Annotated in this window: 24 protein-coding genes and 3 riboswitches; of the genes, 21 read left to right on the plus strand and 3 right to left on the minus strand. The window is 71.8% G+C overall.

Annotation, left to right across the window (positions count from 1 at the left end; translation table 11 throughout):
* Positions 1-702: an NUDIX hydrolase gene (locus tag ACWXWW_RS07370; RefSeq protein WP_271173695.1), complete on the minus strand. Its 702-nt coding sequence runs from the start codon at positions 700-702 to the stop codon at positions 1-3.
* A gap of 55 nt (positions 703-757) precedes the next feature.
* Positions 758-853, plus strand: a riboswitch (TPP riboswitch).
* Here ACWXWW_RS07370 and thiM point away from each other — a divergent pair.
* The 7 genes from thiM (at position 845) to gcvP (ending at position 9,901) form a co-directional block, all read left to right on the plus strand.
* The gene (gene thiM / locus ACWXWW_RS07375; RefSeq protein ID WP_282979523.1) at positions 845-1,678 is read left to right on the plus strand and encodes a hydroxyethylthiazole kinase; all 834 of its coding nucleotides are present in this window, start codon (positions 845-847) and stop codon (positions 1,676-1,678) included. (Overlaps the previous riboswitch by 9 nt.)
* Positions 1,675-2,346: a thiamine phosphate synthase gene (thiE, locus tag ACWXWW_RS07380; RefSeq protein ID WP_455969488.1), complete on the plus strand. Its 672-nt coding sequence runs from the start codon at positions 1,675-1,677 to the stop codon at positions 2,344-2,346. Before thiM ends, thiE begins: the two co-directional genes overlap by 4 nt.
* Positions 2,343-3,851: a bifunctional hydroxymethylpyrimidine kinase/phosphomethylpyrimidine kinase gene (gene thiD / locus ACWXWW_RS07385; protein ID WP_455969489.1), complete on the plus strand. Its 1,509-nt coding sequence runs from the start codon at positions 2,343-2,345 to the stop codon at positions 3,849-3,851. The genes thiE and thiD overlap by 4 nt, the downstream gene beginning before the upstream one ends.
* Positions 3,852-3,878: 27 nt before the next feature.
* Positions 3,879-3,969: riboswitch (glycine riboswitch) on the plus strand.
* A riboswitch (glycine riboswitch) is annotated at positions 3,970-4,062 on the plus strand.
* A gap of 47 nt (positions 4,063-4,109) precedes the next feature.
* On the plus strand, positions 4,110-5,537 hold the full coding sequence (locus tag ACWXWW_RS07390; protein WP_455969490.1) for an L-serine ammonia-lyase: 1,428 nt from the start codon (positions 4,110-4,112) through the stop codon (positions 5,535-5,537).
* A gap of 10 nt (positions 5,538-5,547) precedes the next feature.
* The gene (gene gcvT / locus ACWXWW_RS07395) at positions 5,548-6,678 is read left to right on the plus strand and encodes a glycine cleavage system aminomethyltransferase GcvT (RefSeq protein WP_421074499.1); all 1,131 of its coding nucleotides are present in this window, start codon (positions 5,548-5,550) and stop codon (positions 6,676-6,678) included.
* Positions 6,675-7,055, plus strand: coding sequence for a glycine cleavage system protein GcvH (gcvH, locus tag ACWXWW_RS07400; RefSeq protein ID WP_271173689.1), 381 nt, complete (start codon positions 6,675-6,677; stop codon positions 7,053-7,055). The genes gcvT and gcvH overlap by 4 nt, the downstream gene beginning before the upstream one ends.
* Positions 7,052-9,901 (plus strand): aminomethyl-transferring glycine dehydrogenase, encoded by a 2,850-nt coding sequence (gene gcvP, locus ACWXWW_RS07405; RefSeq protein WP_455969491.1) that lies wholly within the window; start codon positions 7,052-7,054, stop codon positions 9,899-9,901. Before gcvH ends, gcvP begins: the two co-directional genes overlap by 4 nt.
* Positions 9,902-10,011: 110 nt before the next feature.
* Here the strand turns inward: gcvP and ACWXWW_RS07410 are convergent, their stop codons facing one another.
* Entirely contained in the window at positions 10,012-10,491 is a 480-nt protein-coding gene (locus ACWXWW_RS07410; protein ID WP_271172171.1) for an NUDIX hydrolase, read from the minus strand.
* 49 nt (positions 10,492-10,540) lie between these two features.
* On the opposite strand from ACWXWW_RS07410, the gene ACWXWW_RS07415 reads away from it, so the two are divergent.
* From ACWXWW_RS07415 to ACWXWW_RS07430, 4 genes are all read left to right on the plus strand, one after another.
* Entirely contained in the window at positions 10,541-11,149 is a 609-nt protein-coding gene (locus ACWXWW_RS07415) for a GNAT family N-acetyltransferase (protein ID WP_455969492.1), read from the plus strand.
* Positions 11,146-11,613 (plus strand): GNAT family N-acetyltransferase, encoded by a 468-nt coding sequence (locus tag ACWXWW_RS07420; protein WP_455969493.1) that lies wholly within the window; start codon positions 11,146-11,148, stop codon positions 11,611-11,613. The genes ACWXWW_RS07415 and ACWXWW_RS07420 overlap by 4 nt, the downstream gene beginning before the upstream one ends.
* Entirely contained in the window at positions 11,610-12,029 is a 420-nt protein-coding gene (locus ACWXWW_RS07425; RefSeq protein WP_271172168.1) for a GNAT family acetyltransferase, read from the plus strand. The genes ACWXWW_RS07420 and ACWXWW_RS07425 overlap by 4 nt, the downstream gene beginning before the upstream one ends.
* A gap of 208 nt (positions 12,030-12,237) precedes the next feature.
* On the plus strand, positions 12,238-13,164 hold the full coding sequence (locus ACWXWW_RS07430; RefSeq protein ID WP_455969494.1) for a hypothetical protein: 927 nt from the start codon (positions 12,238-12,240) through the stop codon (positions 13,162-13,164).
* Between the two features lie 113 nt (positions 13,165-13,277).
* Here ACWXWW_RS07430 and ACWXWW_RS07435 read toward each other — a convergent pair whose 3' ends face one another.
* Positions 13,278-14,039 carry a CPBP family intramembrane glutamic endopeptidase gene (locus ACWXWW_RS07435; protein WP_455969495.1) on the minus strand — a complete coding sequence of 254 codons (762 nt, stop codon included), beginning with the start codon at positions 14,037-14,039 and terminating at the stop codon, positions 13,278-13,280.
* 243 nt (positions 14,040-14,282) lie between these two features.
* Between ACWXWW_RS07435 and ACWXWW_RS07440 the strand changes: the two genes are divergently transcribed.
* From ACWXWW_RS07440 to dapC, 10 genes are all read left to right on the plus strand, one after another.
* A complete protein-coding gene (locus tag ACWXWW_RS07440) occupies positions 14,283-15,914 on the plus strand; it encodes a peptide ABC transporter substrate-binding protein (RefSeq protein ID WP_282978050.1) in 1,632 nt (543 codons plus the stop codon).
* A 183-nt stretch (positions 15,915-16,097) separates the two neighbouring features.
* Positions 16,098-17,027: an ABC transporter permease gene (locus tag ACWXWW_RS07445; protein ID WP_271172164.1), complete on the plus strand. Its 930-nt coding sequence runs from the start codon at positions 16,098-16,100 to the stop codon at positions 17,025-17,027.
* On the plus strand, positions 17,017-17,949 hold the full coding sequence (locus ACWXWW_RS07450; protein WP_271172163.1) for an ABC transporter permease: 933 nt from the start codon (positions 17,017-17,019) through the stop codon (positions 17,947-17,949). The genes ACWXWW_RS07445 and ACWXWW_RS07450 overlap by 11 nt, the downstream gene beginning before the upstream one ends.
* Before the next feature lie 23 nt (positions 17,950-17,972).
* The gene (locus ACWXWW_RS07455; RefSeq protein ID WP_455969496.1) at positions 17,973-19,631 is read left to right on the plus strand and encodes a dipeptide ABC transporter ATP-binding protein; all 1,659 of its coding nucleotides are present in this window, start codon (positions 17,973-17,975) and stop codon (positions 19,629-19,631) included.
* Positions 19,628-20,173: a PH domain-containing protein gene (locus ACWXWW_RS07460; RefSeq protein WP_455969497.1), complete on the plus strand. Its 546-nt coding sequence runs from the start codon at positions 19,628-19,630 to the stop codon at positions 20,171-20,173. Before ACWXWW_RS07455 ends, ACWXWW_RS07460 begins: the two co-directional genes overlap by 4 nt.
* Positions 20,170-20,718 carry a PH domain-containing protein gene (locus ACWXWW_RS07465; RefSeq protein WP_282978042.1) on the plus strand — a complete coding sequence of 183 codons (549 nt, stop codon included), beginning with the start codon at positions 20,170-20,172 and terminating at the stop codon, positions 20,716-20,718. The genes ACWXWW_RS07460 and ACWXWW_RS07465 overlap by 4 nt, the downstream gene beginning before the upstream one ends.
* 100 nt (positions 20,719-20,818) lie before the next feature.
* Positions 20,819-22,723, plus strand: coding sequence for a translational GTPase TypA (gene typA, locus ACWXWW_RS07470; RefSeq protein ID WP_282978040.1), 1,905 nt, complete (start codon positions 20,819-20,821; stop codon positions 22,721-22,723).
* Between the two features lie 2 nt (positions 22,724-22,725).
* Positions 22,726-23,124, plus strand: a complete 399-nt coding sequence (locus ACWXWW_RS07475) for a histidinol dehydrogenase (RefSeq protein ID WP_282978038.1) — start codon at positions 22,726-22,728, stop codon at positions 23,122-23,124.
* Between the two features lie 47 nt (positions 23,125-23,171).
* Positions 23,172-23,492 carry a ferredoxin gene (fdxA, locus tag ACWXWW_RS07480; protein ID WP_271172157.1) on the plus strand — a complete coding sequence of 107 codons (321 nt, stop codon included), beginning with the start codon at positions 23,172-23,174 and terminating at the stop codon, positions 23,490-23,492.
* A 4-nt stretch (positions 23,493-23,496) separates the two neighbouring features.
* On the plus strand, positions 23,497-24,609 hold the full coding sequence (dapC, locus tag ACWXWW_RS07485) for a succinyldiaminopimelate transaminase (protein ID WP_455969498.1): 1,113 nt from the start codon (positions 23,497-23,499) through the stop codon (positions 24,607-24,609).
* Positions 24,610-24,661 lie beyond the last annotated feature (52 nt).

The following is a 24,661-nucleotide window of genomic DNA, read 5'->3' on the forward strand; positions in this document are numbered from 1 at the left end:
TCAGGCCGGTCCGAGCGGTCCGCGATCGGCGAGCTCGACCTCCGAGTTGTAGCGGTACAGCCGCGCCGGGCGATGCTTGCCGGTGCGGAACGACTCGGTCGGGAGGAGCGCCTCGGAGCCCTCGAGGAGGCGGCGGAAGTTCGACGGGTCGAGGCGACGCCCGAGCACGGCCTCGTAGACCTCCCGCAGCTCGGTCAGCGTGAACTCGTCGGGCAGGAGGCCGTGCGCGATCCGGCTGTAGCCGACCTTGTTGCGCAGCCGCCACACGGCGTAGTCGACGATCCGGTTGTGGTCGAAGGCGAGCGCCGGCAGATCGTCCACGTCGAACCACTCGACGTTCTCCGGCGCGTCCTCCGCGGCGCGCTGCGCATCCACGAGGTCCGAGCGCAGGAGCGCCCAGTAGACGACCGACACGACGCGCGTGGGGGAGCGGTCGACGTCGCCGAAGGCGTAGAGCTGCTCGAGGTAGCTCGGGCTGAGCGCGGTCGTCTCGGCGAGCGTGCGGGCGGCGGCGTCGTCGAGCCCCTCCCGCTCGTCGAGCCATCCGCCCGGGAGGGCCCACGCGCCCTCGAACGGCTCCCGCGTGCGGCGCACGAGCGGGATCATGAGCGCGTCGGCCCCGGGCCGCGAGCGCAGCGAGAAGATCACGGTCGAGACGGCGACGCGGATGCCGGCGCTCTCGGTCGCGGAAGGGGAGGTCACCCTTCGAGCGTAGGCGACCCGGCGCGCGGGCCATCGCGGACCCGCTATGCTCGCTCGCAGTGACACGGGGTGTCCCCATCCGGGACTGAGATCACACCCGTATGCACCTGATCTCGTTAGGACGAGCGGAGGGATGTCGCTGATGAGTGACGCGCACCTGTCGGTATCCGATGGCCCCGGGGCCGTGCTGTCGAGACTGCGCGAGACCGCGCCGCTCGTTCAGTGCATCACCAACGCCGTGGTCGTGAACGTCACGGCCAACGCGCTGCTCGCGGTGGGCGCGGCGCCCGTGATGGCCGACATCCCCGAGGAGGCCGGGGAGTGCGCGGCGTTCGCGTCGGCGCTCCTGGTCAACCTCGGGACGCCGACCGCCGAGCAGCGCGCGGCGATGACCGCCGCGGTCGCCGCGGCACGCGCGTCCGGCACGCCGTGGGTCCTCGACCCCGTGGGCGTGGGCGCCCTCGGCCTGCGCACCGGCGTCGCGCGCGACCTGCTCGCGCACCGGCCCACCGTGATCCGCGGCAACGCCTCGGAGGTGCTCGCGCTCGCGGGCGCCGGCTCGGGCGGGCGCGGGGTCGATGCGGCCGACGAGGTCGATGCGGCGCTCGACGCCGCCCGCGCGCTCGCCGAGCGCACCGGCGCGGTCGTCGCGGTGTCGGGCGCGGTCGACGCGGTCACCGACGGCGCGCGCACGGAGCGCATCGCGGGCGGGAGCGCGCTCCTCACCCGCATGACGGGAGGCGGCTGCTCGCTCGGAGCGGTCGTGGCCGCCTGCGTCGCGGCAGCGGATGGCCCGGATGCCGCGTTCGCGGGCACGATCGCGGCGCACGCCGTCTACGCGGCCGCCTCCGAGCGCGCGGCGGCCGTCGCGACGGGCCCCGGCTCGTTCGCGGTGGCGTTCCTCGACGCGCTCGCGGGGGTCGATTCGGTCGACGTGTCCGCGCCCGAGCGCTTCGCGACGGAGGTGCCGGCATGACCGCGCGACCTCTCGACCTCTCCCTCTACCTCGTCGCGGACGCCGCGACGATCACCGGCCGCTCGCTCGTCGACGTCGTCGCCCAGGCGGTCGACGGAGGGGCATCGACCGTGCAGATCCGCGGCAAGGACCTGTCCGCCGCCGATCTCCTCGCCCTCGTCGAGGCCGCTGCCGGGCATACGCGCGGCCGTGCGACGCTGCTCGTGAACGACCGCGTCGACGTGTACCTGGCCGCGAAGGCCGCGGGAGCGTCCGTCGACGGCGTCCACATCGGGCAGACCGACCTGCCGGCCGACCGCGTGCGCGGCCTCGTGGGCGACGACGCGATCATCGGCCTGAGCGCGAGCCTGCCGCGCCAGCTCGAGGCGCTGCGGCGCCTCCCCGCCGGCACGGTCGACTACCTGGGCGTGGGCGCGGTGCGCGCCACCCCGACGAAGAAGGACCATCCGACCCCGATCGGATGGAGCGGATTCGCGGCCTTCGCCGAGCTCGCGCACGAGTTCCCGTGCGTCGCGATCGGCGGCGTCGGCCCGGGCGACGCACGCGACGCGCGGCGCGCGGGCGCCGCCGGGATCGCGGTCGTCCGCGCCATCTGCTCGGCGGAGTTCCCCGCCGCGGCGGCGGCCGCGCTGCGGTTCGAGTGGGCGGACGCCGAGGTCGTCGCATGACCGCCGTGCCGAACATCCTCGCGATCGCCGGCTCCGACCCGTCGGGAGGGGCGGGCATCCAGGCCGACCTCAAGTCGATCGCCGCGTGCGGCGGCTACGGCATGGCCGCGATCACGGCGCTCACCGCCCAGAGCACGCAGGGCGTCTCGGGCGTGCACGTGCCGCCCGCGTCGTTCCTGCGCGAGCAGCTCGACGCGCTCGCGGCCGACATCCGCATCGACGCCGTCAAGATCGGCATGCTCGGCACGGCGGAGATCGTCGCTGTCGTGGCGGACTGGCTGCGCGGCCTCGACACGCGCCCGCCGGTGGTCCTGGATCCCGTCATGATCGCCACGAGCGGGGATCGCCTCATCGACGCCGAGGCCGAGCGCGCGCTGCACGATCTCCTGTCGCTCGCCGACGTCGTGACGCCGAACCTCCCGGAGCTGGCCGTGCTCACCGGTGTCGCGGCCATCGGATCGTGGACGGACGCGCTCGCGCAGGCGGCCGCGCTCGCGCGTCGCCACGGCGTGCTCGTGCTCGCGAAGGGCGGGCACCTCGACGGCCCGGCGTGCCCGGACGCGCTGGTGGGGCCGGATGGCCTCATCGCCGAATTCTCGGACGCGCGGATCGAGACGACCGCCACGCACGGCACGGGGTGCTCCCTGTCCGCGGCGCTCGCCACGCTCCGCGCGCGCGAGGGCGACTGGACCTGGGCGGCCCGCCTCGCCCGCGGATGGCTGCGCGACGCGATCGCGTCGGGCTCCGAGCTCGAGGTGGGCCGCCCGGGAGGGCACGGCCCGCTCCACCATCTCGCGGGCCTGTGGCGGACGGGAGGCCTCCCGCGCCGCGACGCCGAGCTCGACGCCTGGTGGGAGGACATCGCACCGCTGCGCGCCGGCATCGACGACGTGTGGTTCGTGCGCGCACTCGCGGACTGCTCGCTCGATCGGGACGACTTCGCGCACTACCTCGCGCAGGACTCGCTGTACCTGCGCACGTACGCGCGCGTGCTGAGCCGGGCCGCGGAGCTCGCGCCGACGCTCGAGGAGCAGGCCTTCTGGGCGGCATCCGCGCACAGCTGCCTGGAGACCGAGCTCTCCCTGCACCGCGCCCGGCTGGACGATGCGCCGGCCGACGCCCCGGCGACGCCGTCCGCCGAGACCATGGCGTACCTGGATCATCTGCGGGCGACGGCAGCGGCCGGCGACCACGCGGTGCTCGTCGCCGCGGTGCTCCCGTGCTTCTGGCTCTACCAGGACATCGGCGCGCGCCTCGCGGCCGCGAATCGCCCGGGCCATCCGTATGCCGACTGGCTCGAGATGTACGCATCCGACGCGTTCGACCTCGCGACGCGCGAGGCCATCCGCTGGACGCAGGAGCACGCCAGGGCCGCGGACGACGCGCGCCTCGCGCGCATGCGCACGGCCTTCGACGTGTCGGCCCGGCACGAGCTCGCGTTCTTCGCTCAGCGGCGCGATGCCGTCGCGCGGGAGCAGTCGCGGGCGGGTGCGGTCGCCGGGTAGGATCGGCACACACAACTGAACGACCGTCCACCCGTCACGGGAGAATGCCGCGCTCGCGCGGCTGCCGTAGGAGCAACCCCTCCCGGAATCTCTCAGGCCCACGTACCGTGGCGGCAGGTCACTCTGGAAAGCGGCGCACACGCGCCCGCCGACGGGGCAAGCGGAGCTGCGGCGCCGCGGAAACTCTCAGGCCTATGACAGAGCGGGAGGAACTCGGCGCACCCTCACGGCGAGGGTGCCGAAGACGGGAGTTCCTCGATGGTGCACACGACAGACGACGACGTCGGCCGTGCCGGAACCGCCCTCGGCGACCGGGCGCCGTTCGTCGGGGTCTTCGACCTCTTCACGATCGGCATCGGGCCGTCGAGCTCGCACACCGTGGGGCCGATGCGCGCGGCCGCGGCGTTCGCCGACGAGCTCGCCGAGCGGATCCCGCTCGTCGCGGCCCTCGAGGTCGAGCTGTTCGGCTCGCTCGCCGCCACGGGCGCCGGCCACGGGACGCTCACGGCCGTGCTCGTCGGCCTCGAGGGGTGTCGCCCTGACGTCGTGCGGGCCGACGAGGTGTCCGCTCGCGCGGCGCGCATCGAGCGCGACGGCGTCGTCCGCCTGGGCGGCACGGGGTCGGTCCCGCTGCGTGCGCGCGACATCCGCCTCGCGCCGCTCACCGTGCTCGCCCGCCACACGAACGCGCTGCGCTTCACGGCGAGGGATGCCGCGGGTCGCACGCTCGCGCACGGCACGTGGTACTCGGTCGGCGGCGGATTCATCGTCCGCGAGGGCGAGGAGGCCGCGGCGTCCGAGACGCCCGTTCCGCATCCGTTCTCGACCGCGTCGGAGCTGCTCGCGATCTGCGCGGCCGAGCAGGCGGGCATCGCCGAGATCGCGCTGCGCAACGAGTGCGCACTGCAGTCCGCGCACGACGTCCGCGAGGGGGTCCTGCGGATCCGCGACGCGATGGACGAGTGCGTGGCGGCCGGCACGCGCGCCGACGGAGAGCTGCCAGGGGGCCTGCGCGTCCGTCGCCGCGCTCCGCAGTGGCACGCACGGCTTCTCCAGGAGGACCCCGACCGCAGCCCCGCGTACGCCCAGGAGTGGGTGAACCTCGTCGCGCTCGCCGTGAACGAGGAGAACGCGGCGGGCGGGCGGGTCGTCACCGCGCCGACGAACGGCGCCGCGGGCATCATCCCCGCCGTGCTGCACTACGCGACGCACTACACGCCCGCGGTCGCCGCGGGGAGGCACCGCGACGATGTGGCCGTCGAGTTCCTGCTGACGGCCGCGGCGATCGGCTCGATCTACAAGGCGCGCGCCTCGATCTCGGGCGCCGAGGTCGGCTGCCAGGGCGAGGTCGGCTCGGCGTCGTCGATGGCGGCGGGCGCTCTCGCCGCCGTGCTCGGCGGCACGCCGGAGCAGGTCGAGAACGCGGCCGAGATCGCGATGGAGCACAACCTCGGTCTCACGTGCGACCCGGTGGGCGGCCTCGTGCAGATCCCGTGCATCGAGCGCAACGCGATCGCCTCCGGAAAGGCGGTCAATGCCGCCAAGATGGCCATGTGGGGCGACGGGACGCACCGCGTCTCGCTCGACGCCGTCATCGAGACCATGCGGCAGACCGGCCGCGACATGAGCGACAAGTACAAGGAGACCGCGAGGGGCGGCCTGGCCGTCAACGTGGTCGAATGCTGAGGAGAACCGCGTGAGCACAGACGAATCGACCGCCTCCGCCTCGGAGGGCCTGCGGCGGTCGCCGCTGCAGGCGGAGCACGAGGCGCAGGGAGCGTCGTTCACCGACTTCGGCGGGTGGTGGATGCCCGTGCGCTACACGTCGGATCTCGCCGAGCATCGCGCCGTGCGCGAGGCGGCAGGGCTGTTCGACATCTCGCACATGGGCGAGATCCTCGTGCGCGGCGCGGGCGCCGGCGCGTTCCTCGACTACGCTCTCGCCGGGCGGCTGTCGGCCGTCGCGGTCGGCCGCGCGAAGTACACGATGATGCTCGCGGAGGACGGCGGCATCATCGACGACCTCGTCGTGTACCGGCTCTCCGACGACGAGTTCCTCATCATCGCCAACGCGGGCAACCGCCGCACCGTCGCCGCCGAGGTGTCGGCGCGCATCGCGGGCTTCGACGCCGACCTCGAGGACGCCTCCGATCGCCTCGCGCTCATCGCCCTGCAGGGGCCGCGCGCCCAGGCCATCCTCGAGAGCGCGCCCGAGGTGGGCGGCTTCGGCCTGCCGCTCGACGAGCTGCGCAACTACGCCTGGACCGACGCGGAGTTCGCGGGCACGCCGCTGCTCGTCGCGCGCACCGGCTACACGGGTGAGGACGGCTTCGAGCTCTGCATCGACGCCGACCGCGCCGTCGACCTGTGGCGCGCGCTGCTCGCGGCCGGAGCGCCCCACGGCCTCGTGCCGGCCGGACTCGCCGCGCGAGACACGCTGCGGCTCGAGGCGGGCATGCCCCTGTACGGGCACGAGCTCGCGCGCGACATCTTCCCGTCGCAGGCCGGGCTCGGCCGCGTCGTCGCCGCAGACAAGGGCGACTTCGTGGGCGCGCGGGCGCTCGACGCGCGGCCGGGCGAGCGCGTGCTCGTCGGCCTCACGATGGAGGGCCGCCGCGCCGGGCGCGCGGGCTACGGCGTGTTCCGCGGCGACCACCAGGTCGGCGAGATCACGAGCGGCGCGCTCAGCCCGACCCTCGGCCATCCGATCGCCCTCGCGTACGTCGACCAGGAGGCCAGGGACGCCGACGACCTGACCGTCGACGTCCGCGGCACCCGCATCCCCGCCACCCCGACCACCCCGCCCTTCTACCGGAGGAAGAAATGACCGACCTCAACGCGCTGCTCTACACCGCCGAGCACGAGTGGATCCGCATCGACGGCGACATCGCCACGATCGGCGTCACCGACTACGCCGCCGAGCAGCTCGGCGACGTCGTCTTCGTTGACCTGCCCGCCGCCGACGCGTCCGTCGCCTCGGGCCAGGTCATGGGCGAGATCGAGTCCACCAAGTCCGTGTCCGAGCTGTACGCGCCCGTCGACGGGACGGTCGTCGAGGTCAACAGCGCGGTCGACGAGAACCCCGGGCTCGTGAACGAGTCGCCGTTCGAGGACGCGTGGCTCGTCCGCGTCCGCGTGACCGGCGACGTCGACGGCCTCCTCGATCGCGCCGCCTACGCCGCGCTCACGGGTGCCGAGGCGTGAGCGCCGCGGGCTTCGGAGCGTACGCCGCGCGCCACATCGGCACGACCGGCGCCGACCAGGAGCGGATGGCGGAGGTCATCGGCTTCGACGGCAGGGTCGACGCCGTCCTGTCGGCGGCCGTGCCCGCGGTCATCCGCGATCTCGGCTCCGCAGGCTCGGCAATCCCGCGCGAGGGCGTGTCGGAGGCGGCGGCGCTCGCCGATCTCCGCTCGCTCGCCGCGCGCAACCGGGTGCTGGCCCCCATGATCGGGCTCGGCTACAGCGACACCCTCACGCCGTCGGTCATCCAGCGGAACGTGCTCGAGAACCCGTCCTGGTACACGGCGTACACGCCCTACCAGCCCGAGATCTCGCAGGGGCGCCTCGAGGCGCTGCTCAACTTCCAGACGATGGTCGCCGACCTCGCGGGGCTCCCGGTCGCGAACGCGTCGATGCTCGACGAGGCGACCGCCGCCGTCGAGGGCATGCTCGTGGCGCGCCGCGCGGTGCGCGGCGGCTCCGACGTGTTCGTCGTCGACGCCGACGCGCTCCCGCAGACGAAGGACGTGCTCCGCGTGCGCGCCGAGGCCGTGGGCATCGAGCTCGTGGAGCTCGACCTCGCGGGCGGCGCGGCGCTGCCCGAGTCGGTCTTCGGCGCGCTCATCCAGTACCCGGGCGCGTCGGGTCGCATCTGGAACCCGCAGGGCGTCATCGACGCCGTGCACGTCGCGGGCGGCCAGGCGGTCGTCGCGGCCGACCTGCTCGCGCTCACCCTCATCGCGTCGCCGGGCTCGCTCGGCGCCGACATCGTCGTGGGGTCGTCGCAGCGCTTCGGCGTGCCGCTCGGGTTCGGCGGCCCGCACGCGGGATTCATGGTCGTGCGCCAGGGCCTCGAGCGCCAGCTGCCGGGCCGGCTCGTGGGCGTCTCGAAGGACGCGGACGGGCAGCTCGCGTACCGTCTCGCCCTCCAGACGCGCGAGCAGCACATCCGCCGTGAGAAGGCGACGAGCAACATCTGCACCGCGCAGGTGCTCCTCGCCGTCATGGCGGCGATGTACGCCGTCTACCACGGGCCCGACGGTCTCCGGGAGATCGCGACCCGCGTGCATGAGAAGGCCGCCCAGCTGCGCGGATGGCTCGAGGACGCGGGCGCCGACGTGGTCGACGGCGCGTTCTTCGACACGCTCCGCGTGCGCGTGCCGGGCCGCGCAGACGCCGTCGTGGCGGCGGCGCACGACGCCGGCGTGCTCCTGCACCGCGTCGACGCCGACACCGTCGGCATCTCGGTGGGCGAGGCGACGACGTCGACGGAGCTCGCCGCGGTCGCTGGCGCCTTCGGAGGCGCGCGCGGCGAGGGGGCGGGCGCCGTCGCGATCCCGCAGGAGCTCGTCCGGACGGAGCCCTTCCTCACGCACCCCGTGTTCTCGAGCCACCGCTCCGAGACGGCGATGATGCGCTACCTCAAGCGCCTCGCCGACAAGGACTACGCGCTCGACCGCGGCATGATCCCGCTCGGCTCGTGCACGATGAAGCTCAATGCCGCGACCGCCATGGCCGCGATCACGTGGCCGGAGTTCGGGCGCATCCACCCGTTCGCGCCGCGGGAGGACGTGACCGGATACCTCGAGCTCATCGATCAGCTCGAGGGCTGGCTCGCCGATCTCACCGGGTACGACGCCGTCTCGCTCCAGCCGAACGCCGGGTCGCAGGGCGAGCTCGCCGGCCTCCTCGCCATCCGCGGGTACCACCGCTCGCGTGGCGATGTGCACCGCGACGTGTGCCTCATCCCGTCCTCCGCGCACGGCACGAACGCGGCGTCCGCCGTGCTCGCGGGCATGCGGGTGGTCGTCGTCGCGTGCGACGAGGCCGGCAACGTCGACCTCGACGACCTGCGTGCGAAGATCGCGCAGCACGCCGATGCGCTCGCCGCGCTCATGATCACCTACCCGTCGACGCACGGGGTGTACGAGCACGACGTGCTCGACATCACCGCGGCCGTCCACGACGCGGGCGGCCAGGTCTACATCGACGGCGCGAACCTGAACGCGCTGCTCGGGCACGCGCGGTTCGGCGACCTCGGCGGCGACGTCTCGCACCTCAACCTGCACAAGACGTTCGCGATCCCGCACGGCGGCGGCGGCCCGGGCGTCGGCCCGGTCGCGGCGAAGGCCCATCTCGCGCCGTTCCTGCCCTCGCACGCCCTCGCGCAGGGCGACGGCGACACCGAGGGGATCGGCCCCGTGTCGGCCGCGCCGTACGGGTCGGCCGGCATCCTGCCGATCTCGTGGGCGTACGTGCGCATGATGGGCCTTGAGGGGCTCACGCAGGCCACCGACGCGGCGGTCGTGGCGGCGAACTACGTCGCCGCGCGCCTCGCCGACCACTATCCCGTGCTCTACACCGGTGAGCAGGGCCGCGTCGCGCACGAGTGCATCCTCGACCTCCGGCCGCTCAAGGCCGAGACCGGGGTGAGCGTGGACGACGTCGCCAAGCGCCTCATCGACTACGGCTTCCATGCGCCCACCATGTCGTTCCCGGTGGCGGGCACGCTCATGGTCGAGCCGACCGAGTCGGAGGACCTCGCCGAGCTCGATCGCTTCGTCGACGCGATGATCGCCATCCGCGCCGAGGCGCAGCGCGTGGGCGCGGGGGAGTGGCCCGTGGAGGACAACCCGCTCGTGAACGCCCCGCACACCGCCGCGGCCGCGATCGCCGGCGAGTGGGACCATCCGTACACGCGCGAGACCGCGGTCTACCCCGCGGGAGTCGGCGTCGCGAAGTACTGGCCGCCCGTGCGCCGCATCGACCAGGCCTACGGCGACCGCAACCTCGTGTGCGCGTGCCCGCCGATCGAGGCGTTCGCCTAGGAGCGCCGGTCGTCGAGACTAGCGCCCGTCGTCGAGGCTAGCGCTCCCCGCGCCGGTCTCGACGACGGGCGCTAGTCCGACGGATAGAACCGGGCCAGGGCGGGGCGGGATCAGGTCTCGAAGCGCGCGTGGGGATGGCCGGCGGCGGCCATCCGGATCCGCTCGCGCATCTCGGCGTCGACGTCGCCCAGATCGTCGAGTCGGCGCCACATCGCCTCGGTGTTCTCCCCGTCTTCCGGGTGCGGCTCTCCGGAGACGTAGCGGCAGCGGAAGACGAGGTCGAGGTACTGCGCCTGGTCGCCGTTCGCGTACGTCATCGGCCGCGTCGCGTGGACCCACGCGAGCGACTCGGCCTCGGCGACGACGGCGGCCTCCTCGAGCACCTCGCGCACGGCCGACACCGCGGGCTCCTCGCCGGGATCGACGATGCCCGTGACCGGCGTGAGGCGCGCGTTGTCCGCGCGTCGGACGAGCAGCACCTCGCGCTCAGCGCCGTCGCCGCGCAGCACGACCGCGGTCACGCCCGTGAGCCACAGGGGGTCGGTCCCGATCCTCTCGCGCAGTCGAAGGATGAAGTCGGGGGTCGCCATGAGGCGATCCTATGCGGGCGGATGTCGCGGCGACCGATAGCGTGGATCGGTGGACTTCGCTGCGAACCCCGTGCTCGAGAACGACATCGTCCGTCTGGAGCCGCTGAGCTCCGCGCATCACGACGACCTGGCGGCGGCTGTCGCGGAGGGCGACCTCTGGCGGACCTGGTACACGCGCATCCCCTCGCCCGACGGGGTCGCCGCGGAGATCGACCGGCGGCTCGGGGAGCAGGCGGCCGGGCGGATGGCGCCCTGGGCCGTCGTGGATGCCCGGACGGGGCGTGCGCTCGGCATGACGACCTACTGCAACATCGACGCGCCGAACCGCCGCGTCGAGATCGGGTACACGTGGCTCGCGCGCTCGGCGCAGGGGACCGGCGTGAATCCGGCTGCGAAGCTGCTGCTGCTCGAGCGCGCGTTCGACGAGCTCGACTGCGTGTGCGTGCAGTTCTGCACCCACTGGCACAACCACCAGTCGCGCGCCGCCATCGCCCGTCTCGGCGCCCGGCAGGACGGCGTGCTGCGGGCCCACGCGATCTTCCCCGACGGGCACGTGCGCGACACGGTGGTCTTCTCGATCCTGCCGCACGAGTGGGCGGCTGTGCGGCTCGGCATCGAGGCGCGACTCGAGCGGCACCGGGAGGCGGCCCGAGCATGACTGGTCTCGTCCCGATGGCGGCCGCCGACTCAGGTGACGTCGAGGCGTTCCTGCGCCTGGTCGACCTCACGACGAGCGGCCTCGACGCTCCGTCGGTGCGCATCTGGCTCCGCCGCGACGCCGCCGGCCGCATCGTCGAGACGACCGGCTACGAGGCGAGCGCCGACGGCGGCCACGCGCTCATCCGCAGCGTCGCCGTGCATCCGGATGGCCGCGCGGCCGGCACGGGGACGTCTCTCGCGCGCTTCGCGCTCGCGCGGGCGGCAGAGGCGGGTGCCGCGACGGCGTGGCTGTTCTCCCGCCGGTCCGGGCCGTTCTGGCAGAAGCTCGGGTTCGTCCCGGCCGACCGGGCGGAGCTGGCAGTGGCCCTCGCCGACACGCACCAGGTGCGCCTCTTTCGCGAGACGGGGCAGCTTGATCGCGAGGTGGCCTGGTCGCGGTCGCTCGCGGAGCTCGCATCGTGAGCATCGCCATCCGCCCGCTCGTGGATGCGGACGTCGAGCCGGTCGTGGCGCTGTGGACGGCGGCCGGGCTCACTCGGCCCTGGAACGACCCCCACAAGGACATCCGCCGCGCGCGGGAGGTCTGGCCGGAGCTGCTTCTCGTGGCAGACGACGACGGCGCGGTCGTCGGCACGGTGATGGCGGGCTACGACGGGCACCGCGGCTGGCTCTCGTACCTCGCGAGCGCCCGTCGCGGCGAGGGGATCGGCCGCGCGCTCGTGGCGGAGGCCGAGCGGCGGCTCCTCGCGCTCGGATGCCCCAAGGTCATGCTGATGGTCCGTGCGGAGAACCGCGGCGTCATGGACTACTACGCGGAGCTCGAGTACGCCCGCGACGACGTCGCCGTCCTCGGCAAGCGCCTGATCCCGGACGTGTAGCGGCGCCCGGCGCGTCCCACTCGTGAGACTAGCTCTCGCCGCCCAGACTGCTGCCCGGAGCACCGGTCTCGACGACCAGCGCTAGTCCCAAGGCAGCGGTGGCGCGGAGTGCGGCAACGGCGCGTGCACAGGGGGACCTGTTCCGCGTGTCTGTCCAGAAGACGATCGACGTCGCACGCTCGTGGAACCGCTTCGCGAGGCTGGAGCCATGGCCGACCGCGACGAGCTGCACAGGACAGGGCGCGACGCCAGCCTCCGGGCGCTGCGCCGGCAGGTGGGGCAGACCGTGCCGATGCGACGCGGGCTGCACGTCGCGGCCGACGACTGGACGCGGCTCGCCCCGTACGAGCGGTATGCGCGGAGGGTCAGCGCGGCCGTCTCGGCGTTGCGCGATCCCGTGCTGTGCTTCGAGTCGGCTGCCGTGCGACATGCCCTCCCTGTGTTCGGCGAACCGCGCGACATCCATCTGCCGCATATGGGCCGAGGGCATTCGTATCGACGGGGAGACGTTCTCGCCCACACGAGCATGGCGGAGCGGGAGATCGTCTGGGTCGACGGCGTGCGGATGACGTCGAAGCTCGAGACCGCGATCGACCTCGCGCGCGTGCTGCCGCTCGCGTTCGGCGTTGCGGTCGTCGATGCCGCGCTGTCCGGACTGACGTCGGACGACCTCGAGCGGCGCATCCGCGAGCTGCCGAACCGGCGCGGCGCTCGCATCGGCCACGCTGCCCTGAAGGCGGCCGACGCGAGATCGGAGTCGGTCCTCGAGAGCGTCAGCCGCGTAGTGCTGGAGCTCCTCGGGTTCGAGTCGCCCGAACCGCAGGCCGAGTTCGTCGTCAACGGGAGAGTTCGCCGGGTCGACGCGTGGTGGAGATCCGTCCGGGTCATCGGCGAAGCCGACGGGCGCGCGAAGTACGCGCAGCCGACGGACTCGTCGACCGCGCTCGTGCTGCGTGAGGAACGGCGCCGGGAGAACGAGCTCCAGATCGCGGCAGGGCGGGTGATCCGATGGGAATGGTCAGACGTCGTGCGCGTCGAGCCGTTCGAGCGGATCCTCGTCGCCGCGGGCATCCCGCGCATCAGGCCGCGGTCGCCGGAGGTCTTCGCGGCGGTGCGCAACCCGCGTTCGCGGTGACGAACGGCCCGCGAGACCAGTGCGTCGTTGAGACTAGCTCCCGTCGTCGAAACCGGTGCTCGAAGCGCCAGTCTCGACGACGGGCACTAGTCTCACCGAGGGCGGATGGGCACCTACGGCAGGTACGGTGCGACGAGCGGGTAGCCGACGAACGCGATGACGTCGATGAGCGCGTGCGCGATGACGAGGGGCATGACCCGCCCCCAGTGGCGGTAGCACCAGACGAACACGACGCCCATCGCGAAGTTCCCGACGATCGCGCCGAACCCCTGGTAGGCGTGGTAAGCAGCGCGCAGGCCGGCCACCGCGAGGATGACCGACCCGGGGCGCCAGCCCAGGCGCGCGAGCCGGTCGACGAGATATCCGTTCAGGATGACCTCCTCGAGGAGCCCCGCGCGCACCGCGGACAGCACGAGGATCGGGACGAGCCATCCCTCGACGCCCGACGACGCCTGCACGTCGACGTTGAGGCCGAGCGCGCGGGCGCCGAGATAGAGCGCGAGGCCCGGCACGCCGATGACCACGAGCAGGATGGCCGCACGGCCGAGATCCCGGGGGATGGCGCGCAGATCGAGCCCCATGCGCTGCAGGGCGCTCCGCCCCGGCTCCCAGAGCAGGTACACCACCAGGGCGACGAGGGCGAGGTCGAAGAAGACGTCGAGGATCCGGTAGACCGCGTCCCACAGCGGCTCCTCGGCGCGCGCGGGATTCAGAGCCGCCGACTGGTCGGCGAGCGCGACCGGCCGCAGGAGAGCGCGCACGAGCGAGAGCACCGAGTAGAGCGCCGACTGCCCGAGGGTCAGGGCGAGGACGATCGCGACCTCGCATGCGAGGCGACGTCGCGAAGGCCGCGCGGCGGGGAGGGGAGCGCTCATACCACGAGACTCGCACAGCGCGGGGATGCGACCGTGCGAAACGCCGTCGATGCATGTGCATGAAGTCGACGGCGTGTTGGCGCAGATTGCCAAATCGAGAGCCCCTCCAGTAAAGGGTCTGTAACGGTTCCGCTGAAGGTTTGTCACAGACCGCATCGGAGCCTAGATTTCACTCATCGCATTCACGGAGACTCCCGAGGCTTCGTGAAGGCACCTACAACCCCTTCCATCGGAGGAATCACTGTGAAGCGCAACAAGATCGCCCTCGCGGGGCTCGCGCTGCTCTCGGTCGGCGGCATCACGCTCGCCGGCTGCGCAAGCGGATCCGGCGACACCGGCGAGGAGACGCCGACGGACGGCGCATCGACCGCCGTCATCACGACCAACGGCTCGGAGCCTCAGAACCCGCTGCTCCCGACCCACACGAACGAGACCGGCGGCGGCAAGATCGTCGACTCGATCTTCGCGGGCCTCATCTCGTACGAGGCCGACGGCTCCGTCGTGAACGACGTCGCCGAGGAGATCACGGTCGACTCGCCCACGCAGCTCACGGTGAAGATCCGCGAGGGCCTGACGTTCACGAACGGCGAAGAGGTCACTGTCGACAACTTCATCAAGGCCTGGAACTACGGCGCGCTCCTGTCGAACGCGCAGAACGCCTCGTACTTCTTCGAGGACATCGAGGGCTTCAGCTGGGACGAGGACTCCGAGCTCACCGGTCTCGAGCAGGTCGACGACTACACGTTCACCATCACGCTCAACAAGCCTGCTGCCGACTTCGCGCAGCGTCTCGGCTACTCGGCGTACTACCCGCTCCCCGACGTCGCGTTCGAGGACATGGAGGCGTTCGGCGAGAGCCCGATCGGGAACGGCCCCTACATGCTCGCCAGCGAGGACGCGTGGCAGCACGACGAGGGCATCGACCTCGTCGTCAACCCCGACTACGACGGCCCCCGCGCCGCGAAGAACGGCGGCCTGAACATCGTCTTCTACGCGACGCAGGACGCCGCCTACCAGGACCTGCTCGCGGGCAACGTCGACGTGCTCGACGCGATCCCGGACTCGGCGCTCGAGACGTTCGAGAGCGACCTGCCCGACCGCTGGGTGAACCAGCCGGCCGCGATCTTCCAGTCGCTCACGATCCCCGAGTGGCAGGAGCACTTCGCCACGGATGAGGAGGGGCGCCTCCGCCGCGCGGCGATCTCGCACGCGATCAACCGCGAGGAGATCACCGACGTCATCTTCCAGGGCACGCGCACGCCCGCGAGCGACTTCACGTCGCCCGTGATCGACGGCTGGAGCGAGTCGCTCGAGGGCGGCGAGGTCCTCGAGTACGACCCCGACCTCGCGAAGGAGCTCTGGGCGCAGGCCGACGAGATCAGCCCGTACAGCGGCGAGGACTTCACGATCTCGTACAACGCCGACGGCGGCCACCAGGCCTGGGTCGACGCGGTCGCGAACTCGATCTCGAACACGCTCGGGATCACCGCGATCGGCGAGCCGTACCCCGACTTCGCCACGTACCTCGACGCGCGCGACAACAAGCAGGTCGGCGCCTTCCGCTCCGGATGGCAGGCGGACTACCCGGGTCTGTACAACTTCCTCGGCCCGCTCTACGCCACCGGCGCCGGCTCGAACGACGGCGACTACTCGAGCGAGGAGTTCGACTCGCTGATCGCCGAGGGCATCAGCGCCACCGACCCCGAAGAGGCGAACGAGATCTTCCAGCAGGCGCAGACCGTCCTGCTGACCGACCTCCCCGCCATCCCCCTGTGGTACTCGAACGTGACCGGCGGCTGGAGCGAGACCGTCGACAACGTCGAGTTCGGCTGGAACTCGGTCCCGATCTACAGCGAGATCACCAAGGCCGAGTGACGGGAGAGCCGCAGGCTCTCTCCCCGCGAGGCGGCGACGGTCACCGTCGCCGCCTCGCCCCATGCATCGCCCCAGCGCGCTCTCAGAAGCGCCGGGCGATGATGGGGCCCGACTCCGGCACCGAATGATCGGTGCCTTTTCCGTGACCCGACACGGATCTCTCAATCCACAGGAAGGAAGAGGATGGCCAGCTACGTCCTCAGACGGCTCCTGCAGGTGATACCGGTGTTCCTCGGCGCCACCCTGCTCATCTACTTCATGGTCTTCGCCATGCCCGGCGACCCGATCGCGGCCCTCTTCGGCGAGAAGCAGCCGCCGGACGCCGTGATCGAGAACCTGCGTCGGCAGTACATGCTCGACCAGCCGTTCATCGTGCAGTACCTCAACTACCTCGGCGGCATCCTCCGCCTCGACTTCGGCGTGACGTTCTCCGGTCAGGACGTGATGACGGTGCTCGCGCGCACGTTCCCCGTGACGCTGCGGCTCGCGGTCATGGCGGTCGCGATCGCCTTCGTGCTGTCGATCGTGGTCGGCGCCACATCGGCCCTGCTGAAGGGCGGCGTGTACGACAACCTCATGCTCGTCATCGCGCTCGTCTTCGTGGCGGTGCCGATCTTCGTCCTCTCGTTCATCGCGCAGTACTTCCTGGGCGTGCAGCTCGCGTGGTTCAAGCCGACCGTCGGCGCGAACAACGACTGGGGCGACCTCTGGCTGCCTGCGCTCGTGCTCGGCTTCAGCATCTACGCCGCGAGCATGCGCCTGACGCGCTCGTCGATGATCGAGACCCTCGGTCAGGACTGGGTCCGCACGGCCTACGGGAAGGGGCTCCCGCGACGACGCGTGATCCCCGTTCACGTGCTGCGCAACTCGCTCATCCCGATGGTGACCGACACCGCGACCCAGTTCGGCATCCTCATGGTCGGCGCGACGGTCACGGAGGGCATCTTCAACGTGCCCGGCGTCGGCAACACGCTCTTCCAGGCGATCATCCGGCATGAGACGCCCACGGTCGTCTCGTTCGTGACGATCTTCGTGGTCGTGTACGTGCTCATCAACCTGCTCGTCGACCTGCTCTACGGTCTGCTCGACCCGAGGATCCGCTATGTCAAGTAACACGCGCTTCGTCGCCCCCGTGAAGCAGACCATCGTCGTCGACGCGGTCCGCGTCGACGAGAGGAAGAGCAACCTCTGGCTCGACGCATGGCGCGACCTGCGCCGTCGTCCGTCGTTCTGGGTCGCGCTCGCGGTGAGCGCGCTCATCGTGCTCATCGCCGCCTGGCCCACGCTCTTCACGCAGACCTCGCCCTACCTCGGGTGCGAGCTCGCCAACAGCAACGGCGGCCCGACCGCCGGGCACCCGCTCGGATTCACCCGCCAGGGCTGCGACATCTGGTCGCGGCTCGTGTGGGGAACGCGGACGTCGATGGTCGTCGGTCTGCTCGCCACGATCATCGGCACCGTGATCGGCGTCATCATGGGCGCGCTCGCGGCGTTCTACGGCGGATGGCTCGACTCGCTGCTGTCGCGCATCGGCGACATCTTCTTCACCATCCCCTACATCGTCGCGGCGATCGTCGTGATGACGGTGCTCCAGGAGCAGCGCAACGAGCTCGTCCTCGCGTTCGCGATCGGCGGGTTCTCATGGGCGTCGACCGCGCGCATCATGCGCGCGGAGGTGCTCCGCGTGAAGCAGGCGGACTACGTGATGGGCTCCATCGCACTCGGCCTGTCGCGGTTCAAGACGCTCCTCGTGCACGTCCTGCCGAATGCCATGGCCCCCGTGATCGTCGTCGCGACGATCAGCCTCGGGCAGGCGATCGTCGCCGAGGCGACCCTGTCGTTCCTCGGCGTCGGCCTCGGCGGCACCACCATGTCGTGGGGCAACGACATCAGCCAGGCGCAGACCTCCATCCGCACCTCGCCGATGGCGCTGTTCTGGCCGTCGCTCGCGCTGACGATCGCGGTGCTCGCGTTCATCACGCTCGGCGAGCTGCTGCGCGACGCGCTCGACCCGAAGGCGAGGGCGCAGCGATGACCGATCTCACGAAGGGCACACCCATGACCGAGCCTCTCCTGCGTGTGCGCGGGCTGAAGGTCGCGTTCGGCACCGGAAAGAAGCAGCGCGAGGTCGTCCACGGCGTGGACCTCGACATCCACCGCGGCGAGACCGTCGCGATCGTGGGCGAGTCGGGGTCGGGCAAGTCGACGACCGCGACGGCGATCATCGACCTCCTCCCCGGCACCGGGAAGGTCACCGCCGGCTCGATCGAGCTGGAGGGCGTCGACCTCGCCAAGGTCGGGCGCCGCGAGATGGAGGACATCCGCGGACGCCGCATCGGCTACGTCCCGCAGGACCCGATGTCGAACCTCAACCCGGTCTGGTCGATCGGCTTCCAGGTGAAGGAGGCGATCCGCGCGAACGGCATCGCCACCGGCCGCAAGGAGGTCGAGCAGCGCGCGATCGAGGTGCTGAAGCAGGCGGGACTCGCGGACGCCGAGCGGCGCCTGCACCAGTTCCCGCATCAGTTCTCGGGCGGCATGCGTCAGCGCGCGCTCATCGGCATCGGCCTCGCGGCCGACCCCGCGCTCCTCATCGCCGACGAGCCGACGAGCGCGCTCGACGTCACGGTGCAGCGGGTCATCCTCGACCACCTCGCCTCGCTCACGCGCGAGAAGGGGACCTCGGTCCTCTTCATCACGCACGACCTCGGCCTTGCCGCCGATCGCGCCGACACCATCGTCGTGATGAACCAGGGCGAGATCGTCGAGTCGGGGCCGAGCCGCGAGATCCTCGAGGACCCGCAGCACCCGTACACGCAGCGTCTCGTGGCCGCGGCTCCGAGCCTCGCGTCGCAGCGCATCCAGGCGAGCGTCGAGGACCGGGGCATCGAGACGACGACCCAGGTGCTGCACGCCGCGGCGCCCGTCGTCGAGGTGCGCGATCTCGTGAAGGACTACCGCATCCGGCGCGGCGGCTTCCGCAGCGAGCCGTTCCGGGCAGTCGACAGCGTCTCGTTCCAGATCCCCAAGGGGAAGACGCTCGCCCTCGTCGGCGAGTCGGGATCGGGCAAGTCGACCGTCGCCAAGATGGTTCTCCAGCTCGAGCAGGCGACGAGCGGGCACATCCTCATCGACGGGGTGGACGCGACGACGCTGTCCCCGCGCGAGATCTTCTCGCTGCGCGGCCGGATGCAGCCGGTGTTCCAGGACCCGTACGGGTCGCTCGACCCCCTGCGCTCGATCGGCGCGCTCATCTCCGAGCCGCTGAGCGTGCACAGGGTGGGCGACGCCGCGTCGCGCAGGGACCGCGTGTTCGAGCTGCTCGAGCAGGTCGCCCTGCCGCGCGAGCTCGCGTGGCGGTACCCCAACGAGCTGTCCGGCGGCCAGCGTCAGCGTGTCGCGATCGCGCGCGCCCTCGCGCTCAAGCCCGACATCGTCGTGCTCGACGAGGCGGTCTCGGCGCTCGACGTGCTCGTGCAGGATCAGATCCTGAAGCTGCTCGCCGAGCTGCAGTCGGAGCTGGGGCTCACCTACCTGTTCATCACCCACGACCTCGCGGTCGTGCGCGTGGCGGCCGATCTCGTCTGCGTCATGGAGCACGGGCGGGTCGTCGAACAGGGCGCCGTGGACCAGATCTTCGCCGACCCGCAGCAGGAGTACACGCGTCGCCTCCTCGACGCGATCCCCGGCCAGACCGTCGAGCTCGGCGGCCGATGACGCCTCCCGAGCAGAGGAGCCGGACGATCCGCGGCAGCGCCGGGATCGTCTGGCTCCTCGCCACGTCGGCGGTGGTCGTGTTCCTGCTGGGCGACGTCGTCGTCCGCGGGAGCGCGGTCGACGCCGTGCTCATCGCGCCCTGGCTGCTCCTGCCCGTCTGGTTCGTCTGGACGTTCCTCTTCGCGCCGAGCGTCCACGCCGACGAGGACGGCGTCGTCGTGCGCAACCCGCTGCGCACGACGCGCGCGCCCTGGAGCGCGGTGCGCGACATCGTGCTGCGCTGGCAGATCGCGTTCGTCCTCGCGGATGGCCGCGACCTGCAGGCGTGGGCAGCCGCCGCGAAGCGCCCGAGCGGCAGGGCCCACACCCCGCAGCCCGCCGAGCGCGAGCTCGAGATCCTCCAGGAGCTGCGCGAGGCCGCGGCGGATGGCGCGGCGCCGGCTGACGGGGGAGAGGTGCGCACGTCCTGGAACGCGCGCGAGATCGGCCTGCTCGCGGCCATCCTCATCTGGGCGGCCGTGTCGGTCGCGGTGACCCGATGAGCGGCTCGCGCGACTCCGAGTACCGCGTCTCGTTCCGGCGTCCGTCGGGCTGGGTCGCCTTCGCGTGCGCCGCCCTGCTGACGGTGCTCCTCCTCGGCGACGCCGTCCTGCGGGGGCGGCCCTTCGACGCGCTCCTCGTGGCGCCGTGGCTCCTCGCGCTCTGCTGGGGCGTCTACGTGCTCCTCGCCGCCCCGAGCGTCACCGCGACCGACGATCTCCTTCGTGTGCGCGGCGGTCTGAGGGTGGTCGAGATCCCGTGGTCGCGCGTGCGGGCCATCCGGATGCGCTGGCAGCTCGAGATCGCGCTCGACGACGGAACGGTCGTCGCGGCGACCGGCGCGGCCAGCCGCCACCTGCACATCAACCGCCGCGAGCAGCCCGGCGACGACCAGGCCGCGACGCTCGAGCTCTTCCGGGAGCGGGCGCGGCCGACCGATATCCCTGTCCGCCGCGGATGGCACATCCCGACGCTGCTGATCCTCGCCGGGATCGCGGCGTGGGCGGCCTGGTCGCTCAGCATCACGGGCGGGATCGTCACCGGCTGACGGCCCGCCTCCGAGCAGCCTGAGCGCCCGCTCGACGACGCGCTATAGGATGGAACGCCCCGCTTTCGGGGCGGAACCCCCACATCAGAAGGATCCCTTCATGGCGCTCGCCCACCGTTCCGATCTCCGCAACGTCGCGATCGTCGCGCACGTCGACCACGGCAAGACGACCCTCGTGGACGCCATGCTGCGCCAGACCGGCTCGTTCGGCGAGCACGCGCACGTGGAAGAGCGCGCGATGGACTCGAACGACCTCGAGCGCGAGAAGGGCATCACGATCCTCGCCAAGAACACGGCGATCACGTACAACGGCGCGCACACCGACGTCCCGGTGACGATCAACGTCATCGACACCCCGGGCCACGCCGACTTCGGCGGCGAGGTCGAGCGCGGCCTGTCGATGGTCGACGGCGTCGTCCTCCTCGTCGACGCGTCGGAGGGTCCCCTCCCGCAGACCCGCTTCGTGCTGCGGAAGGCGCTCGAGGCGAAGCTCCCCGTCATCCTCCTCGTGAACAAGACCGACCGCCCCGACGCGCGCATCGCGGCGGTCGAGGAGGAGGCGCACGACCTCCTGCTCGGGCTCGCGAGCGACCTCCAGGACGACGTCCCCGACCTCGACGTCGACGCGCTCCTCGACGTCCCGGTCGTCTACGCCTCGGGTCGTGCCGGCGCCGCGTCGCGCAACCGCCCCGCCGACGGCTCGCTGCCCGACAACGCCGACCTCGAGCCGCTGTTCGAGGCGATCCTCGAGCACGTGCCGGCTCCGTCGTACGACGACGAGGCGCCCCTGCAGGCGTGGGTCACGAACCTCGACTCGTCGGCGTTCCTCGGCCGACTCGCGCTGCTGCGCGTGTTCAACGGGACCCTCAAGAAGGGCCAGACCGTCGCCTGGGTGCGTCAGGACGGCACGACGCAGAACGCGCGCATCACCGAGCTGCTCATGACGAAGGCCCTCGACCGGTACCCGGCCGAGGAGGCCGGCCCCGGCGACATCGCGGTCATCGCGGGCTTCCCCGACATCATGATCGGCGAGACGATCGCCGACCCGGAGGACGTGCGCCCGCTGCCGCAGATCACGGTCGACGAGCCCTCGATCTCGATGACCATCGGCACGAACACCTCGCCGCTCGTCGGCAAGGTCAAGGGCCACAAGCTCACCGCGCGGATGGTCAAGGACCGCCTGGACCGCGAGCTCATCGGCAACGTGTCGATCCGCGTGCTCGACATCGGCAAGCCCGACGCCTGGGAGGTGCAGGGCCGCGGCGAGCTGCAGCTCGCCATCCTCGTCGAGAACATGCGCCGCGAGGGCTTCGAGCTCACGGTCGGCAAGCCCCAGGTCGTCACGCGCAAGGGCGCGGACGGCAAGGTCGAGGAGCCGTACGAGCACCTCACGATCGACGTCCCCGAAGAGCACCTCGGCGCCGTGACGCAGCTCATGGCGAACCGCAAGGGCCGCATGGACAACATGATCAACCACGGCACCGGCTGGATCCGCATGGAGTTCATCGTGCCGTCGCGCGGCCTCATCGGCTTCCGCACCGAGTTCCTCTCGATCACCCGTGGAACCGGCATCGCCAACGCGATCTCGCACGGCTACGGCGAATGGGCCGGGCAGATCGTCGCGCGTCAGAACGGCTCGATCGTGGCCGACCGCGCGGGTGTCGCGACGCCGTTCGCGATGATCGCGCTGCAGGAGCGCATGACGTTCTTCGTCAAGCCGACCGACGAGGTGTACGAGGGCATGGTCGTGGGCGAGAACTCGCGCGCCGACGACATGGACGTGAACATCACCAAGGAGAAGAAGCTCACCAACATGCGCTCCTCCACGGCCGACTCGTTCGAGTCCATGACGCCCCCGCGTCTGCTCTCGCTCGAGGAGTCGCTCGAGTTCGCACGCGAGGACGAGTGCGTCGAGGTGACGCCCGAGGCCGTCCGCATCCGCAAGGTGATCCTCGACGCCACCGAGCGCGCCCGCGCCGCCTCGCGCCTCAAGCGCCAGGGCTGAGCATGAGGGGCGATCGTCTCGCGCACGTCGTCACGTGGCTCGTTGCCCTCTGCGCGGGCGCGGTGTTCGGCGTCGCGAGCACGATCGCCCATTCCTTCACGTGGGGCGCCGTGCCCGTCGGGATGGTGCTGGCCGCGATCGCGTGCGGCGGGCTGCTCACGTCGCTGCGGCTCCTGACGGATGATCGGTGGTCGGCTCTCGCGGCGGGCATCGGCATGCTCGGAGCGCTCACGATCTACTCGGGGCGAGGCCCCGGCGGCTCCGTCGTCGTCCCGATGCCGGCGGAGGGGGAGTTCCCCTTCGGCTATGTGTGGACCTTCCTCCTCGCCGGGATCGTCCTCGTCGCTGTCGCGTGGCCCGACATGGCGAAGCTGCGCCGGATGGCGTCCGGCTCGGCTTAGGCTCGCCTTCCGGGCGACGGGCCTCGCGCGCGCGTAGGATTGAGGGCGTGACTTACGTGATCGCCCTTCCCTGCGTGGACGTCAAGGACCGCGCCTGCATCGATGAGTGCCCGGTCGACTGCATCTACGAGGGCGAGCGGTCGCTGTACATCCATCCGGACGAGTGCGTCGACTGCGGTGCGTGCGAGCCGGTGTGCCCGGTCGAGGCGATCTACTACGAGGACGACCTGCCCGATGAGTGGCAGGACTACTACAAGGCGAACGTGGAGTTCTTCGACGACATCGGGTCGCCCGGTGGCGCGTCGAAGGTCGGCGTGATCGAGAAGGACCACCCCCTCATCGCCGCCCTCCCGCCCCAGGGCGAGTAAGCGGATGGGCGTCCGCGACCTCGACGACTACCCCTGGGACGCCGTGGTCCCGTATCGTGAGCGGGCTGCCGCTCACCCCGACGGGCTCGTTGACCTCTCCATCGGCTCGCCCGTCGACCCGACCCCCGCGATCGTCCGCGACGCGCTCGCGGAGGCCACCGATGCGCACGCGTACCCGCAGACCGTGGGCACCCCCGCGCTGCGCGAGGCGATCGTCGAGTGGTACGCGCGCCGCCGCGGCGTGCCCGACCTCGCACCCCGCAACGTCCTGCCGACGATCGGGTCGAAGGAACTCGTGGCCCTCCTGCCGACGCTGCTCGGCCTCGGCGAGGGCGACATCGTCGTGCACCCGCGCGCCGCGTACCCGACGTACGAGGTCGGCGCGCGCGTCGCGAACGCGACGCCGGTCGCCGTCGACGACCCCGCCGAATGGCCGGAGGGCGCGAAGCTCATCTGGATCAACACCCCGGGCAACCCCGACGGGCGCACGTGGACCGTGGACGAGCTCGCGGCCGCCGTGCGCCGCGCCCGCGAGATCGGCGCCGTGCTCGCGAGCGACGAGTGCTACGCCGAGCTGGGCTGGGACGGCCCGTGGGAGAGCGAGCCCGTGCCGTCGGTCCTCGACCCCCGGGTCACGGGCGGCAGCCGCGCCGGGCTGCTCAGCGTGTACTCGCTGAGCAAGCAGTCGAACCTCGCCGGCTACCGCGCGGCCTTCATCGCCGGGTGCGGGCGCATCGTGGGCGAGCTCCTCACCGCGCGCAAGCACCTCGGGCTGATGCCGCCCGCGCCCGTGCAGCACGCGATGGCCGTCGCGCTCCGCGACGACGCGCACGTCGAGGAGCAGAAGGCGCGCTACCGCTCCCGTCGCGACATCCTCCGCCCCGCCGTCGAGGCGGCCGGCTTCCGGATCGACCGCAGCGAGGCCGGGCTCTACCTCTGGGCGACCGAGGGGCGCGACGCGTGGGAGTCGATCGGCCGGCTCGCGGATCTCGGCATCCTCGCGGGCCCCGGCGTCTTCTACGGCCCGCACTTCCCGCTGCACGTCCGGTTCTCGCTCACGGCGAGCGACGAGCGCATCGCCGCAGCGGCGCGTCGTCTCACCCGCGCGTCTTCGTAGGAATCCTCCACGCATCGCCCGGCCGTTTGGGAGTTTTCACAGGTAGGCGGGA

This window comes from Microbacterium sp. KNMS, assembly GCF_053851835.1.